At 70.3% G+C, this 15,721-nt stretch carries 15 protein-coding genes; 12 read left to right on the top strand and 3 right to left on the bottom strand.

Annotated features, from left to right (window positions below; genetic code table 11):
• Positions 1 to 33 precede the first annotated feature (33 nt).
• Positions 34 to 2,367 (bottom strand): HelD family protein, encoded by a 2,334-nt coding sequence (locus FU260_RS22525; RefSeq protein ID WP_147919087.1) that lies wholly within the window; start codon positions 2,365 to 2,367, stop codon positions 34 to 36.
• Positions 2,368 to 2,546: 179 nt separating this feature from the next.
• Here FU260_RS22525 and FU260_RS22520 point away from each other — a divergent pair, with 179 nt between their 5' ends.
• The 10 genes from FU260_RS22520 (at position 2,547) to FU260_RS22475 (ending at position 11,572) form a co-directional block, all read left to right on the top strand.
• Complete coding sequence (locus tag FU260_RS22520) at positions 2,547 to 3,056, top strand: hypothetical protein (RefSeq protein ID WP_147919086.1); 510 nt, start codon at positions 2,547 to 2,549, stop codon at positions 3,054 to 3,056.
• A gap of 127 nt (positions 3,057 to 3,183) precedes the next feature.
• Positions 3,184 to 3,738, top strand: coding sequence for a TetR/AcrR family transcriptional regulator (locus tag FU260_RS22515; RefSeq protein WP_222847954.1), 555 nt, complete (start codon positions 3,184 to 3,186; stop codon positions 3,736 to 3,738).
• Positions 3,735 to 4,463 carry an ABC transporter ATP-binding protein gene (locus FU260_RS22510; protein ID WP_147919085.1) on the top strand — a complete coding sequence of 243 codons (729 nt, stop codon included), beginning with the start codon at positions 3,735 to 3,737 and terminating at the stop codon, positions 4,461 to 4,463. Before FU260_RS22515 ends, FU260_RS22510 begins: the two co-directional genes overlap by 4 nt.
• Positions 4,460 to 5,227, top strand: coding sequence for an ABC transporter permease (locus tag FU260_RS22505; protein WP_147919084.1), 768 nt, complete (start codon positions 4,460 to 4,462; stop codon positions 5,225 to 5,227). The genes FU260_RS22510 and FU260_RS22505 overlap by 4 nt, the downstream gene beginning before the upstream one ends.
• A 184-nt stretch (positions 5,228 to 5,411) precedes the next feature.
• Positions 5,412 to 6,065, top strand: a complete 654-nt coding sequence (locus FU260_RS22500) for a TetR/AcrR family transcriptional regulator (protein WP_147919083.1) — start codon at positions 5,412 to 5,414, stop codon at positions 6,063 to 6,065.
• Positions 6,055 to 6,972: an ABC transporter ATP-binding protein gene (locus FU260_RS22495; protein ID WP_147919082.1), complete on the top strand. Its 918-nt coding sequence runs from the start codon at positions 6,055 to 6,057 to the stop codon at positions 6,970 to 6,972. Before FU260_RS22500 ends, FU260_RS22495 begins: the two co-directional genes overlap by 11 nt.
• Complete coding sequence (locus tag FU260_RS22490; protein ID WP_147919081.1) at positions 6,939 to 8,534, top strand: ABC transporter permease; 1,596 nt, start codon at positions 6,939 to 6,941, stop codon at positions 8,532 to 8,534. The genes FU260_RS22495 and FU260_RS22490 overlap by 34 nt, the downstream gene beginning before the upstream one ends.
• 220 nt (positions 8,535 to 8,754) lie before the next feature.
• A complete protein-coding gene (gene nhaA / locus FU260_RS22485) occupies positions 8,755 to 10,095 on the top strand; it encodes a Na+/H+ antiporter NhaA (RefSeq protein ID WP_147919080.1) in 1,341 nt (446 codons plus the stop codon).
• A 113-nt stretch (positions 10,096 to 10,208) separates the two neighbouring features.
• Positions 10,209 to 11,108: a sulfurtransferase gene (locus FU260_RS22480; RefSeq protein WP_147919079.1), complete on the top strand. Its 900-nt coding sequence runs from the start codon at positions 10,209 to 10,211 to the stop codon at positions 11,106 to 11,108.
• Positions 11,105 to 11,572, top strand: a complete 468-nt coding sequence (locus FU260_RS22475) for a SufE family protein (RefSeq protein WP_147919078.1) — start codon at positions 11,105 to 11,107, stop codon at positions 11,570 to 11,572. The genes FU260_RS22480 and FU260_RS22475 overlap by 4 nt, the downstream gene beginning before the upstream one ends.
• 91 nt (positions 11,573 to 11,663) lie before the next feature.
• On the opposite strand, the gene FU260_RS22470 is transcribed toward FU260_RS22475, so the two are convergent.
• Both FU260_RS22470 and FU260_RS22465 read right to left on the bottom strand, forming a co-directional pair.
• Complete coding sequence (locus tag FU260_RS22470) at positions 11,664 to 13,184, bottom strand: multicopper oxidase family protein (RefSeq protein ID WP_147919077.1); 1,521 nt, start codon at positions 13,182 to 13,184, stop codon at positions 11,664 to 11,666.
• Positions 13,185 to 13,234: 50 nt separating this feature from the next.
• Positions 13,235 to 13,726, bottom strand: a complete 492-nt coding sequence (locus tag FU260_RS22465) for a hypothetical protein (RefSeq protein WP_147919076.1) — start codon at positions 13,724 to 13,726, stop codon at positions 13,235 to 13,237.
• Positions 13,727 to 14,246: 520 nt separating this feature from the next.
• Here FU260_RS22465 and FU260_RS22460 point away from each other — a divergent pair.
• Positions 14,247 to 15,050, top strand: coding sequence for a sensor histidine kinase (locus FU260_RS22460; protein ID WP_210418155.1), 804 nt, complete (start codon positions 14,247 to 14,249; stop codon positions 15,048 to 15,050).
• A complete protein-coding gene (locus tag FU260_RS22455) occupies positions 15,047 to 15,706 on the top strand; it encodes a response regulator transcription factor (protein WP_147919075.1) in 660 nt (219 codons plus the stop codon). Before FU260_RS22460 ends, FU260_RS22455 begins: the two co-directional genes overlap by 4 nt.
• The last annotated feature ends 15 nt before the right edge of the window (positions 15,707 to 15,721 follow it).

Below are 15,721 nucleotides of genomic sequence, written 5' to 3'. Positions count from 1 at the left end.
TGCCGGTTCGTCGGCATCGTCGGTGTGGACCGCTCAGCCGCCGAGCGCCGGCGGCACCGGACCGTCGCAGAGCAGCCCGAGCCGCTGGGTAGCGCGGGTCATCGCCACGTACAGGCCGTTCACCCCGCGCCGCCCGTCCAGGATCGTCGCCGGATCCGCCACCAGGACGCCGTCGAACTCCAAGCCCTTGGCCTGCTCCGGCGTGAGCACCACGCATGGTGCCCGCAAGTCCACGTCCGCTCCGAACGAGGCGCCCGGCAGTGCGGCCTCCACGATCATCGCGATCTCCACCAGGCGTTCGTGCGGGGCGACCACGGCGAACGTGCCGTCAGCCACCTGGTGCTGTTCGTCGACGACGGCGCGGGCCAAGTCCTCGGCGAACTCGCCCTGGCTGGGGCGCACCCAGGGCGGTGCGCCCGCGGTGCGGGCGCACTCCGGCAGCAATGCGTCCGGCTCCACTGTGCGGAGCAGGTCGACGGCGGCCGCCATCATCGGTTCCGGCGTGCGGTAGTTGATGCTCAGCTCCACCTGCCGGATCGCGAGCGAAGGGTTCGCGTCGGCGAGCTCGTCCCAGGCCGTGGTGCCGGCGACCGCCGCGGTCTGGTGGACGTCGCCGACCACGGTCAGGGACCGGGTCGGCACCCGGCGCAGCACCATCCGCCACTGCATGGCGGTGAGTTCCTGCGCCTCGTCGACGATCACATGCCCGTAGGCCCAGGTGCGGTCGGCGGCTGCCCGCTCGGCGAGCGGCCGGGTGTCGGACTCGGTGAACCGGTCCGCCAGCTCGGCGGCGGAGACGCCGAGCCCGCCGCTGGCGGCGATCACCTGCTGGGCATAGGCCAGCCCGGCCTCGTGCTGTGCGCGGCGGCGGGACTCGGCGGCGCTGTCGTCCTCACCGAGCAGCTCGGCGGCTTCGTCCAGCAGCGGGACGTCACCGCTGGACCAGCCACCGCCGGCCGGCCGCCGCAGCGCCTCCCGCTGACCCGGATCAAGCTCGGGGGCCACCTCGGCGAGCACTGCCGGATCGGCATACAGCTCCTCCAGCAAGGCCGCCGGGGTCAGCTCCGGCCAGAGCTCGGCCAGCAATGTCTGCACCGCTGGATCGACGCTCAGCTCCTGCCGGATCCGCGGTGCCTCGTGCCCGGCGGCGAGCCCGGTCACTTCGGTACCGGCTCCCTCGACTGCGGCTGGGAGCCTGTCGGTGCCCTTCGCCAGCGCGGCGTCCAGCGTCGCGAGCTCGGCCTCGAAGCCGCGGTCGGCGTCGTCGTAGAGCTGCTGGTCCCCGGCGAGCACCCGCTCGGTGAGGTGATCGAGCAGCTCACCGGTGAACGTGGCGCGGGCCTCGTTGTGCGGCAGACCGGTGAGCCGGGCCCGTTCGGTGCAGCGGGACAGCAGGTCGGCGCCGATCCGGTAGACGTCACCCTGGTAAGTGACCGCTGTCGCGTTCTCGGAGCCCTCCTGACGCCGCACCGCGCGGGTCACCACCTCGGCCATCAGCGGCAGCGCCTTTACCGCGGCGGCCGCGGCCGTCTCGGTCCGGGTGGCCACGACTCCGGGCAGCAGCGTCTCCAGCGTGGCCGTCACCGCCTGGGTCTCCCCGAGCGAAGGCAGCACCGCCTCGATGTAGTCCAGGAACGCCGGGCTCGGGCCGAGCACCAGGACACCACGGTCGGCGATCGTCGGGTGGCTGTAGAGCAGGTAGGCGGTGCGGTGTAGGGCCACCGCCGTCTTCCCCGTGCCCGGGCCGCCCTGCACCACGAGCATGCCGTCCGGCCCGGACCGGATGATCGCGTCCTGCTCGGACTGCAGCGTGGCGACGATATCGGCCATCCTGCCGGTGCGTTCACTGGTCAGTGCGTGCATCAGCGCCGCCTCGCCGACAAACTCGCCGCTGGCACCGGAACTGGACTGTGCCCCTGGTGCTCCGCCGTCGGAATCGATCTCGAGCAGCTCATCGTTGACGCCCACCACCGAGCGCCCGCGGGTGAGCAGGTGGCGGCGCAGCCGCACATCGGAGCCGCTGGCCGCGGTAGCGGTGTAGAAGTCCGCGGCGGCCGGGGCCCGCCAGTCGATCACCAGCGAGTCGAGGTCCGCCGAGCGTAGGCCCATCCGGCCGATATAGCTGGTGGACCCATCGGTGCGGTCCAGCCGACCGAAGCACAGCCCCTGCTCCGCACGCGCCAGCTCGGACGTGCGCTGTTCCAGCTGGCTGATCCGGGCGTCCCGGTCCAGCAGCGCGGTGGAATCTGTGCCGGGCGCGCGCAGCGTCTCGGCAAGCTGGTGGCTCGCCTCCCCCCTCAGTTCGTCCACACGCTGGTACAGCCGATCCAGATGCTGCTGTTCATGCTTGATGACCTCGGTCGACACGGAGCCCCTCTCGCCTCGAGTGATGACGGACGCGGGTTCCAACGACCGGGTGCGTCGCTTTGTTCCTCACCCCTGCTAGACGGCCGTTCACCGGGTTCGCTAGCATCTGGCTCGTCAACAGGGACGACGGGACGCTGGAGCGGACCTCGGTGCCCATTCGCTCCTGGCGGGAAGGCATCATGCTCAGCCGTTCGAAGAAGCTCACTCTGCCCGCGTTCTGGTTCTACCTCGCAGCGGCCGCTCTGCCCACGGTGCTCGGACTGGTGAGCATCCTGGTGATGAAGGCGGCCGTCGGCTCCCAGGGGGTCATGACCTATGGATTTCAGCTCAGCCGCAGGGGGCGGGATCTGGGCACCGGGGCCACTCCCGGTACGGAGTTCACTGCCGATCAGCTGCTCACGGCATTCCTGCCAGGGCTTGTCGTCCTCGGCGCGGTAGCCCTGCTCCTGTGCGTGTTGTTCGTGGTGCGCTGGCCGGTCTTCGTGCTCGGCTCCCTCGGTATTCTGACCCTCGCGCTGGCGCCGCTGAACGCCGCGATGGCCGCTGTCTCGTCCGGGGCAAGCTGGGGCGGCATCGTGCTCCTCGTCCTCCTGGCCGTGGCCTTCGTCGGCCAGCGGTTCCTGCTCGAGGGCGCTCGCCGCCGCGTGGTCGCCGTTGCCCCGCTGCCGGCTGCTGAGGCCGCTCCCTGAATTCTCGACCACGGTGTGGACGCCCTCGCCTCGCGCCGGCCGAAGAGGGATGGCGACGGCGCGCCGACCCTGGCACGACTTCCACACGAGTCTCGACACAGCAAATGTTAGTCACTAACATTTGAGGATGGTCTTGTCTCGGTCGGAGCGCACGCGTGCGCGGTTGGTCGCGTGCGCACTGGAGCTGTTCGAGGCGCAGGGCTTCGAACGGACCACGGTGGCGCAGATCGCGGCCGCCGCAGAGGTGACGGAGATGACGTTCTTCCGGCACTTCGCCAGCAAAGAGCTCGTCATCCTGACCGATCCGTATGATCCGGTGATCGCGGATGCGGTGGCGGCGCAGCCGGTAGGCGGTGCGCCAGTGATCCGGGCCACGCGTGGCGTCCGGCAGGCGTTGCGCGGGCTGTCGGAGCCGGAATCGGAGCTGGTGCGGCGGCGAGTGCGCATCATCGCGGGCTCGCCGTCGTTGCGGGCGAGCAGCATCGGAGTCAACGCGGCCACGGAACGGCTCATCGGCGACCAGCTCATCGCCGGTGGCGCCTCGGCGCTGGCCGCCCGCGCGGCTGCAGCCGCGGTCCTGGCGGTGCTGACGGCTGCGCTGTTCGAGTGGGCCCGCGACGAGCAGCTCACCCTGCCTGCAGCGCTCGAGACGGCGCTGCGTACCTTAGAAGGCGAGCGGTGACGGATCTCCTGCGCGTGCGCGGCGCGACCCGGGCGTTCGGGCCCGACGCGGGCCTGTTCGGTCTCGACCTCGCGGTGACAGCAGGCCGGGTGCACGCACTCGTCGGCCTGAACGGCGCGGGCAAGACCACGGTGATGCGCGCGATCCTCGCCATGCTGCGGCTCAGTCAAGGCGACATTCACATCGACGGCGCTCGCCTGGACCGGATGCCGGCCGCCGCGTGGCGCCAGGTCGGCCACCTTGTGGAGCAGCCCTTCGCCTATCCCGAGCTCGACACCCGCACCAACCTTGCACTTGCCGCCCGCCTCCACGGTGTCGAGTCCCACGCCGTCGCCGCTGTGGTCGATGCCGCCATCATCGAGCTGGGCCTCGGCCGCTATGCCGCTGTCGCGGCACGTCGGCTGTCGCAGGGCAACCGGCAGCGCCTGGGCGTAGCCGCCGCTCTCCAGCACCACCCGACCTTGATCGTGCTGGATGAGCCGACCAACGCCCTCGATCCGGCCGGTGTGATTCTGCTCCGGGAGACTCTGCTGCGCCGGGCCGCCGCCGGGGCCGGGGTTCTGGTGTCCAGTCACCATCTGGACGAAGTCGCCCGGATCGCGGACCGTATCTCCGTCCTCAACCACGGCCGCGTCGTCGGCACTCTCGATGTCGGCACACCTGACCTGGAACGGGCCTTCTTCGAGATGGTCCACGCCGACGACGAGAAGCGAGAGCGTCGATGACCGCCTTCTGGACCGCGCTGCAGGTGGAGCTGCGCAAGGCCCTCGCCTCCCGGGTGCTGCAGACCACCACGCTCCTCGTCGTGATGGGCATCGCCCTGCTCGCCCTGATCCTGGTCGCCGCAGCGCGGGCCGGCAACGAGCAAATCCTGACCCAGTTGGGTCCACTCGCCGGCGAGTCCGGCTGGACGTTGCTCACCGGAGTCACCGCGCAGATCACCGCAGCCGGAGCGCTTCTCGCCTTCGGCGTCGCCCTCAGCTGGACGTTCGGGCGCGAATTCACCGACGGCACCATCACCGGCCTCTTCGCACTGCCGGTCACGCGGCCGATGATCGCCCTCGGCAAACTGTGCATCCACCTGGTCTGGACCGCCGCCGTCGCGCTCGCCTTGACCTTCCTCGTCCTCGCCGCCGGCCGCATCCTCGGCCTCGGCCCCATCGACGACGAGGTGCTGCGCCAACTGTCCCGCCAAGCCGTCCTGACGTTCCTCACCGGGCTGATCGCCACTCCGGCCGGCTGGGCGGCAACTCTCGGCCGCGGCACTCTGCCCGGTATCGCCGTCACCCTCGCCGTCCTGATCGCGGCGCAGGTCACCGCCATCGCATCGCCCGAGACCGCCGCCTGGCTGCCGGTGTCCGCCCCGGCCCTCTGGGCGCTCCAGCCCGGCACGGTCCACGCCGGGCAGCTCGCCCTGACCGCGGTAGTGCCGATCTCGTTCGTGGCGCTGACCTGCCTCACCTGGCGTCGACTACAGCTCGACCGATAGGTAGCCCGCTCGGTCGCCGAGACCAACGGCGCCAGTCGCGTCCACCCGCCCCGGACCTGCCTCCTGCCCGACAGCGGCACCGTCACCCAGCCCGCGTCCAGCGTGGTGACTCGGCCGCAGTTGGTCACCCCGAACCCCGACCGCACGCTTGTATTGGATACCGCGCACTTGTATGGTCGATGTCATGGATGCGCAGAGTATCGACCACGCGACCCTGGACCTCACCGCCCGCGCACGGGTGCGGAACGTGGCGTTGAGGATGTTTGCCGAACACGGTGTGGCGGGGGCGTCGCTGCGTGCAGTCGCTCAGGAAGCGGGGGTGTCGACCGGGCTGGTGCAGCACCACTTCGGCTCAAAAGCCGGTCTGCGCCGCGCTTGTGACGAGTACGCCGTTGGCCAGTACCTCGAACTCGCCAGCGGAGCGGCTGCTGGCCACGCCCAGCCCGGTTTCGCTGTGGCCAGCACGGCCGCGACCGAGCTCAGCACCAGGTACCTCGCGCGGGTGCTGGTGGAAGGCTCTGCTGCCGCGGACGAGCTGTTCGACTCCGGTGTGGACGTCGCCGAGCGGTGGCTCTCGAGCCGGTGGCCGGACCGATTTCCCGTGGGCTCGGCCCGTGCCCGCGACGCCGCAGCCGTCATGGGCGCCATGCACCTGAGCACGCTCGTGCTGCACCGTCACCTTTCGCGTCAACTGGGTATCGACACCCTGGGCGACGTCCGCGTTCCTGCCGCGCTGGTGGACGTGTACCAAGCGATGGCGAGCTTCCTTGCCACGCCCGAAGGGCGACGGCTGCGGAACGAGTACCCGCCGCGCGCGGAGGAAACTGATGACGAATAAGGCCGTCCGAATCGAGAACCTCGTCAAGACATTCGGCCGGACCCGAGCACTGGACGGTCTCGGTCTCACCGTCGAACGCGGACAGGTGCACGGCTTCCTCGGTCCGAATGGTGCCGGTAAGTCGACCACGCTCCGGATCCTGCTCGGGCAGATGCGTGCCGACTCAGGCCGAGTCGAGGTGCTGGGCAGAGATCCGTGGTCCGACCCCACGCTGCACGAGAACCTCGCGTACGTGCCTGGCGACGTCGCGCTGTGGCCCAACCTGACCGGCGGTGAGGTGATCGATGTGCTGACCCGGATGCGAGGCGGCGTCGATCCTGCCCGCAAGAACCGTTTGATCGAGCAGTTTCAGCTCGATCCGACCAAGAAGTGCCGAAGCTACTCGACCGGCAACCGTCAGAAGGTCGCGCTCGTTGCCGCCCTGGCTGCGGACGTCGAACTGCTGATCCTCGACGAGCCGACGGCGGGACTGGACCCACTGATGGAGGAGGTCTTTCGATCGTGTGTCGCCGATGCAGCTGCCGAGGGGTGCACGGTGCTGTTGTCCAGCCACATCCTGGGCGAGGTCGAGGCGATCTGTGACCAGGTCACCATCGTTCGGCAGGGCAGCGTTGCCGAATCCGGTTCTCTCGCCGCCCTTCGACACCTCACCCGGACGGTCGTCGATGCTGAGCTGGTCGGTGACCCTGGCCCGCTGATGCGTCTGGATGGCGTTCACGACGCCGACATCAACGGCGACACCTTCCGGTGCGAGGTCGACACCGAGTGGCTCGACCCACTGCTGGCCCGGATCGCCAGCATCGGTACGCGCCGGCTCGTCATTGCGCCACCCACGCTCGAGGAGTTGTTCCTCCGGCACTACGAGGGGGTGCGATGGCCACCCAGCTCACCGGGACGCCCGGCCTGATGCGACTGATCGTGCGACGGGATCGGGCCCTCATCCCGGTCTGGTTGATTCTCACCCTCGCGAGCGCGCTCGGTGCCGCCTCGGCGGTGCAGAGCACCTACTCGACGGCGGCTGCCCGGCAGGACAGGCTGGATCAGATCGAGGCCGTACCGATGTTCGTCCTCTTCCAGAGCCAGGCGTTCGGGTCCTCGATCGCTGCACTCACTGCGCAGCAGACCTTCGCGGTGACCACGCTGGTGGGCGCACTGGGCGCCGCCCTCCTGGTGGCGCGCCACACCCGGGGGGAGGAGAGCACCGGACGGCGCGAACTCCTCGGTTCCACAGGGGTCGGTCGGCACGCGCCGCTGGCGGCGGCGTTGACGGTGACGCTGGCGGCCGGGGTCCTCGTCGCAGGTCTCATCGGGCTGGGACTCGTCGGGATCGGTCTGCCGGTCACCGGCTCGGCTGCCGTCGGAGCGGTCGGGGGTGGGGCGATCGTGGTCTCGGCGGCACTGGCTGCGGTCGCGGCACAGCTCACCGAGCGTCCGGGGCTTGCAGGTCTGGGTGCGTTCCTCGTCTTCTTCGCGATGCACTACCTGCGTGGTGTCGCCGATCTCGCCGGTGACTCTCTGTCCTGGCTGAGCTGGGTGATCCCCAACGCATGGTTGGAGCAGGTACGACCGTTCGCTGGGACGCGCTGGTGGCCGCTGCTGCTCGCCCTCCTGCTGACCGGCGCGCTGGTCGCGCTGGCGTTCGCGTGCTCGGCCCGCCGCGATGTCGGCGGTGCGGTCTTCGCCGCGCGCCCAGGCCGAGCGACGGCGACCCCATCGCTGCGTGGCCCGTTCCGGCTGGCCCTGCGACTGCAGCGATCGGAGCTGGTCGCCTGGACCGGCGGGCTGTTCGCGTTGGGTCTCGCGATGGGTGCTGCCGGGTCCCGCGCGATGGCCGAGTACGCCGATCTGGCCTGGGTACGTGAGTGGGCGGCCGCCATGCGAGTCGAAGACCCGGCCGACGCGTTCTTCGTCTACGTGGTCTTCGTCTTCGTACTGATCGCCGCGATACCAGCAGTGCTGGCCACGCTTCGGCTGCACCGCGAGGAGTCCGGGGGTGTGGCCGCCACTCTGCTGAGCGTTCCCCTCACCAGGGCGCACTGGGCGGCAAGCAGACTCGCGGTAGCCCTGATGACTCCCGTGCTGCTGCAGCTGGCCCTGGGCTTGGGGCTCGGGCTCGGCGGCTCGATCGGCACGGGCGGCACCGGCCAGCTGTGGCGCGCACTGTCGTGGACCATGCCGCTGGTGCCGGCCGTCTGGGTGATCATCGCCGTGACTTTCGCAGCGTTCGGTCTGCACGCACGCATCGCCCCGATCGCCGGCTGGTTCGCCCTCACCCTCGGCATCGTCGCGGAGCTGGCCGTCAAGGCCGGCCTGCCCGACAGCCTCTACCGGGCCGTGTCACCCTTCGGCGCGATCAGCCCCTACTACCAGCCGACCGTGCTGACCTACCTGCTACTCGCCGCGGCAGCCACTGTGCTGGTGCTGTTCGGGTTTGCCACGCTCCGCCGTCGCGACCTGCTCAGCGGGTGACGCCCAGAACCGTGCCGCCGATTCGCCGGTGACCGTGCCGATGCGCCAGCACAGCACCAGGGCAGCGCGCGGCGGTACCACCACAGGTGCCAGGGCGGCCTCCGGGAACGAGTGACGTTAGGCTGATCGGTGGTGTGCCGGGAAGTCTGGTCGGCGGCAGCCGTGCCAGTGTGCGCGGTTGTGCGATGAGCAACGTGCTCGATGAACGCCCTGGAGTCTGATGACCAACCACCACGAACCGCCGTCTCCCGCCCCGCGTCTGTCTCCTCGGGCGCGGCTCGGAGCCTGGGTCACCCGGGAAACCACCGGAGGCATGCTCCTCATCGGGGCTGCGGCAATCGCGCTCATCTGGGCGAACTCCCCGATCCGGGACGCCTACAGCGCCCTCACCGAGACGGTGCTCGGGCCGGCGGCACTGCACCTGGACCTCTCCCTCGGCACGTGGGCAGCCGACGGCCTGCTCGCGATCTTCTTCTTCGTCGTCGGCATCGAGCTCAAGCACGAGTTCGTGGCCGGCGGTCTGCGGGACGTGAAACAGGCAGGAGTGCCGATACTCGCGGCGGTCGGTGGGATGGCCGTTCCGGCCGGGATCTATGCCGCGGTAGTGGTCCTCGCCGGTGAGCCCGCCGCGCTCAGCGGGTGGGCGATCCCCGCCGCCACAGACATTGCGTTCGCCCTCGCCGTGCTCGCGGTGTTCGGCCGCGGGTTGCCGACGGCGATCCGTACCTTTCTGCTCACCCTCGCCGTGATGGACGATCTCCTCGCCATCGTGGTGATCGCGATCTTCTACACCGACGAGCTCAAGCTGCAGTATCTGGCTGCCTCGCTGGTGGTCATCGCCGTCTTTGCGGTGTTGGTGCGGATGCGCAGGATGCGCTGGTGGCTGCTGCTGCCGCTGGCGCTGCTCGCCTGGGCGCTCATGCACGAGGCCGGTATCCACGCCACTATCGCCGGCGTGCTCCTCGGGCTGACTGTTCCGGCGCTGCTCCGCCACGGCGAGCAGCACAGCCGCACGCACCAGCTCGAGGACCGGGTCAAGCCGATCTCCGCCGGGATCGCGCTCCCGGTGTTCGCCTTCTTCTCCGCCGGGGTCTCGCTGGTGGGCGGCGAGGGGATCGCGGCCGTGCTCGCCCAGCCGGTGGTGCCGGCGATCGTGCTCGGACTGGTGCTCGGTAAGGTCGTCGGCGTGCTGGGCGTCACCTTCCTGGTCACCCGGCTCTCTCCGCTGCGTCTGCCGGACCGGATCGGGGTGCGTGACCTGCTGCCCGTGGGTCTGCTCGCCGGGATCGGCTTCACCGTGGCCCTGCTGATTGCCGAGCTGTCCTTCACCGACGAGACGCACATCAGCGGAGCTAAAGCAGCGATTCTCATCGCCTCCGTGCTGGCCGCGCTGCTCGCCGCGATCATGCTGCGCTGGGACGCCAGCCGCGCTCGCTCGGCAGATATGAACCAGGACGGTCAGGCGGACACCGCAGGTACCGACATCGGGGACGTGGACGAAGAGACCGGTCTGATCGACCCACAGCAGCCACCGTCTCGGCACAGTCGCCGAGGCGGCTGAGGAAGGTGTGCCGCACCGACCAGAGTGTGGACTGGCGGGACGGAAGGTCAGCCCGGTGCCATCCAGGTGAGACCATCGAGGTAGTGCCCGATCCGCCTCGAGGGAGGACCCCCATGCCGCTGCCCTATGACGACAACCCGAAGTTCGCCGCCTATGCCAACCCTGAGCGCCTGGTCAGCACCGCCTGGCTCGCCGAGCACCTCGGCAGTGACGGCCTGGTGGTGGTGGAGAGCGACGAGGATGTCCTGCTGTACGAGACAGGGCACATCCCGGGCGCCGTCAAGGTCGACTGGCACACCGAGCTGAACGACCCGGTCACCCGGGACTACGTGGATGGTGCGGGGTTCGCCCAGCTGATGTCTGCCAAGGGGATCGCGCGCACGGACACGGTGGTGATCTATGGCGACAAGAACAACTGGTGGGCGGCCTATGCGCTCTGGGTGTTCGCGCTCTTCGGTCACGAGGATGTCCGTCTGCTCGACGGCGGTCGGGCGCTGTGGGTGGCCGAAGGCCGCGAGTTCACCACAGAAGCGCCCACCCCGGCACCTACCGAGTACCCGGTGGTCGAGCGCGACGACACCACGCTGCGCGCCTTCAAGGAGGACGTGGTGGCCTTCCTCGGCGGTCAGCTGGTGGACGTGCGCTCGCTGCCGGAGTACACCGGAGAGCGCACGCACATGCCGGACTATCCCGAGGAGGGCACGGTCCGCGGTGGGCACATCCCCGGAGCGCAGTCGGTGCCTTGGGCCCGCGCCGCGAACGAGGACGGCACGTTCCGGTCCCGCGGCGAGCTGGAGGAGATCTACCGGCAGGAGAAGGGGTTGGATGCCGAGGAGCCGGTGATCGCCTACTGCCGGATCGGGGAGCGCTCTAGCCACACCTGGTTCGTGCTGGAGCACCTGCTCGGCTTCGAGGACGTCAAGAACTACGATGGCTCGTGGACTGAGTGGGGGAACTCGGTCCGCGTCCCGATCGCCGTGGGTAGCGAACCCGGAGAGGTGCCCTCTCGATGACTGCCGGAGCCACTGCGGATCTCCCGGACGCGCTGGCCACGATCGTCGACGACTTCAACGCCTTGTCCCAGCCGGACCGGCTGCAGCTGCTGCTGGAGTTCAGTCAGGGTCTGCCGGACCTCCCGGAGCGCTATGCCGAACACCCGGAGCTGCTCGAGCCGGTGCCGGAGTGTCAGTCGCCGATCTTCCTGATCGCCGAGATCGACGACGCCGCCGGCGTGGGTGAAGAGTCAGTGGTGCACCTGATCTTCTCCGCCCCCGCCGAGGCGCCGACCACCCGCGGTTTCGCCGGGATCCTCCAGGAAGGCCTGGACGGGCTCACCGCGGCCGAGGTACTCGCTGTGCCGGGGGACATCTCCGACCGGCTCGGCCTGGCGCAGGCGGTCAGCCCGCTGCGGCTGCGCGGCATGGGTGGGATGCTCGGCCGGATCCAGCGCCAGGTCCGGGAGAAGTCCGCGGCCTGACCAGGCTCGCGACTGGTCAGGGATCGCGAACGCTCGCCTGCGCGGCTTTCGCGACGATTCACCTCGCACGAGGGAGCGCTCGCGACTGCTGTTAGTGCCCGCCGTGGCCGCTGATCATCGACGGGTCAGCCCGCTCACCGGGTTGGACCACCACGAACTGGCCCATCATCCCTTCGTCCTCGTGCCGGAGCAGGTGGCAGTGGTACATGTACGGCATCTGCGGGTCGGTGTAGTCGATGAACTGCATCAGCAGCTCGTACTCGCGCTGTGGCTCCAGGTACACGGTGTCCTTCCGGCCGGCGAGCTCCGGCGGGGGCGGCTCGCCGTCGATGCTGCGCACCTCGAACTGCACATCGTGCACATGGAAATTGTGTGGGAAGAGGTTCCGGTTGACCACGGTCCACATCTCGGTGTCGCCGAGCTCGACCGTCTCGTCGATCCGGGCCATGTCCATCCGTGCACCGTTGATCTCCCGGTCCTCCAGTTCGAACCGCCGCCGGGGGCCCACCGCCGCGGCATCCAGGCCGAACGAGGCGAGCTGCTCGGGTACCTCCGCCGAGGCGGCCAGCTCGTCGGCGGCGACCAGCCGGAGCACGTCGAAGGAGTCGTTCGCACCCACGGCGAACGGTGCCGCCACGGACCCCAGCTCCGGTTCGAAGGAGTGCAGCCGGACATCGTCGCCGGGGTCCAGCGCCACCAGCACCTCGGCCCGTTCGCCCGGGGAGAGCCGCACCCGCTCGAGCTCGAGCGGAGACCGCAACAGGCCGCCGTCCGAAGCGATCATCAGCATCGATCGGTCGGCAATGCCGAGGGAGTAGATGCGAGCCGTCGAGGCGTTCAGGATCCGCAACCGCACCAGTGTGGTGGTCACCTCCAGCCGGGCACCGGCTACCCCGTTGACGGTGACGACGTCGCCGAGCAGACCGACCTCGTTGCCACCATCGTCGATCACCAGCTCGCCCTGGTCATCGAAGGTCTTGTCGCCGATGATCACCGGCACATCGTCGACGGCGTAGGTGTGCGGGAGAGCCTGCGTCACCGGGTCCTGCGGGTCGTCCAGCCAGAACATCCCCGCCAGCCCGCGGTAGACGTGACGCTCGGTCTGCCCGTGCGGATGCGGGTGGTACCAGAGCGTGCACGGCGCCTGCCCGATCACCCACTCTGCGCGCCAGGTATCCCCCGGTTCGACCATCTGGTGCGGGCCACCATCCATCTCCGCCGGCAGGTGCATCCCGTGCCAGTGCGTGCTGGTGGCCTCCGGCAGGTCGTTGCCGACCTCCACAGCGACTCGCTCCCCGACGTTCGCCCGTAACGTGGGTCCGCCGTAGGGGCCGTTGAACCCCCACGTGCTGGCGCCGTGCGCGCCGGGCTGGAACTGCCAGCTGCCCTCCTGGGCGCGCAACGAGAACGTGCGCGTCCCGGCCTCCCACCGGCTCTCCGCCAGCGGAGGGATCGGCAGCGGGGTGTCGAACTCCTCCGGTTCGCTCACGCTGCTGGTGCTCGCCGTCGAGCAGCCGGCCAGTACGGCCACGCCCGCCCCGGCCAGCCCGGCTCCGCCGAGCAGCAGCAGCCGGCGCCGGGTCAGCCCGGTCAGCCCGGTCAGCCCGGTCATTCGGTCACTCGGCGATGAAGGCTGTGGCGCCTCGCTGCGGCTCCTCGCCATCAGCGCACTCCTCGCAGCTTCTGCACTCCGGCCGCCACCAACCCGGCGAGCCCGCCCCAGAGTGCACCGCCGCCGATCAGCTCCAGCAGGACGAACGGCACCGCAAGAGCGCTGACGCCACCGGCGACACCCATCCCGACGAACAGGTCGGCCAGGAGCAGATAACCGCCGCCGGCCATTCCCGTCAGCACGAGGGTCAGGATCGGCCGGGGCAGTCCGCCCAGACCCACCACACCCACGCACGCGGCACCGATGACTGCCATCACTGCGATCGCCCGCGCTGGTGCGCCGATCAGGTCGGCCACCCCGGTGAGGCTGGTCAAGGGCCAGAGCAGCATCAGCGCGCCCAGGCCGAACACCGCCTGCCAGACGATCGGCGGCCGGGGGTGCTGAGCAGCCGGCGGGACGGGCCCTCTGGCCTGCGGCCGGTGTGGATCGCGAGGTGCTGGGGAGGGGCCGCCGGGCGGCGGGGGTGGGGGTGGTGTGTGCATGTCCTCGACGCTAGGAATCCCGGACCTGCCGGCACATCCACCCGGTGTGGTCGATCCGGGTCGCGGCGGGAGGACCTGCGGGTCGAACGGGAGCGACCCGCGCTGTCGCCCCGAAGCGACCCGCGCTGTCGCCCCGGAGCGACCCGGGTTTGCTCCGGGGGTCGATACCCAATCTGAGGCCGGCTCCGTAGGCTGCCGGTGTGAACCCACGCGTGACGGACGTGCTGCTCGGCGCCGGGGATCGCGCTCGGGGTGGCCGTGGTGATCGCCGCCGACTGGCAGCGTGAGGTCCCGCAGTCCCCGTGGGCGTACCTGTTCGCGCTCGCCTTCGGTCTGGTCATCCTCTGGCGCCGGTACGCGCCGCGGCTCGTCCTCACCCTGACCGTGCTTGGGATCTTCGCCTACTACGCCCTGGACTACCCGCCGATCGGTATCGCACTGCCGGCAGTGGCGGCGCTGTACTCCTGCGCGGAGCAGGCCCGCACCCTCGCCGCAGTTCGGCGGCGGCGTCCTCACCGCGGTGGCCTCCTACTTCCGGGTGCACGAGGGCCTGCCGACCGCCTACCTCGTCTCCTACGAGCTGATCACCAACGTCGCCCTGATCGCCGCCGCCATCGCCCTCGGCGTGAGCGTGCGGCTGCGCCGGGAGGCGCGGGCGCAGGCGGAACGAATCACGGCGCTCACCGCCGAGGCCGCCGTCCGGCAGGCACGTGAGCACGCCCAGGACGAACGGGTCCAGCTCGCTCGCGACCTGCATGACGTGATCGGCCACACGCTCTCGGTGGTGTCCGTGCACGCGCACGTGGCCGAGGAGGCGATCGGGCACGACGACGGCGCCGCTCGCCGTGCGATCGGAGCGATCCAGTCGGCCACCTCGCCAGCCCTGGGGGAGCTGCGCGGCACCGTGCGGGTGCTGCGCAGCGACGCCGGACCGTCAGCGCCCTCCCCGGGCCTTGCCGGGCTGGGCGCCCTGGTGACCTCGATCCGGGAGGCGGGGATCGCCGTCGAGCTGGAGCAGGCAGTGGCCGAGGGCGGGCTCTCTGCTCCGATCGAGGCCGCCGGGTACCGGATCGTGCAGGAGGCGCTGACCAATGTGCTCCGGCACTCCGGGGCGAGCGCTGTGCAGGTGCGGCTCGTGCTCGAGGGTGAGCGGCTCCGGATCGAGGTGCGCGACGACGGTCGCGGCGGTGACGCGCCGGCCGGGCACGGCATCACCGGCATGGTGGAGCGGGCCCGACTGCTCGGCGGGACCGTGCGCGCGGGTGCCCAGACCGGCGGGGGCTATCTGGTGCAGGCTGACCTTCCTGGCAGGCTCGGGGCATGATCACCCTCGCGCTGGTGGACGACTCGGCCGTGGTGCGCACCGGGCTGACCGCCCTGGCCAGCCACGACGGCGATATCGAGGTGGTCGCCGAGGCCGGCACCGGGCGGGCCGGGGTCGCTGAGGTGCGTCGCACCCGCCCGGACGTGGTGCTGATGGACCTGCGGATGCCGGAGATGAATGGGATCGACGCTACCGAGGCGATCTGCGCCGACCCCGAGCTCGACCACGTCCGGGTGGTCATCCTCACCACCTTCGACGAGGATGCCGAGATCCTCGAGGCGATCCGCGCCGGCGCCTCCGGCTACCTGCTCAAGGACGTCTCCCCGGACCAGTTGCGCAGCTCCATCCGCGCCGTGGCGGCCGGGGAGCCGATGTTCTCCCCGACGGCGTTACGCACCCTGATCCGGTCCGCCACCTCCCATCGCGAACCCCAGGTGGACCCCGAGCGGCTGTCCGTGCTCTCCGAGCGGGAGATCGAGGTGCTCACTGCGGTCGGCCGAGGACTGACCAACGACGAGATCGCCGTCGAGCTGTACCTGAGCCCCGCCACGGCACGCACCTACGTGAGCCGGCTGCTCGCCCGCACCGGAGTGCGCGACCGCGCCGGACTGGTGGTGCTCGCCTACGAGACCGGGTTGGTCCGGGCGGGAGGCTGATCGGCAGCGCGGGCA

The sequence above is a fragment of the Ruania zhangjianzhongii genome, assembly GCF_008000995.1.
Taxonomy (GTDB): Bacteria; Actinomycetota; Actinomycetes; order Actinomycetales; family Beutenbergiaceae; genus Ruania; species Ruania zhangjianzhongii.
Note: the sequence above shows the minus strand (reverse complement) of the source record. Positions and strands in the feature narration are given on the sequence as shown.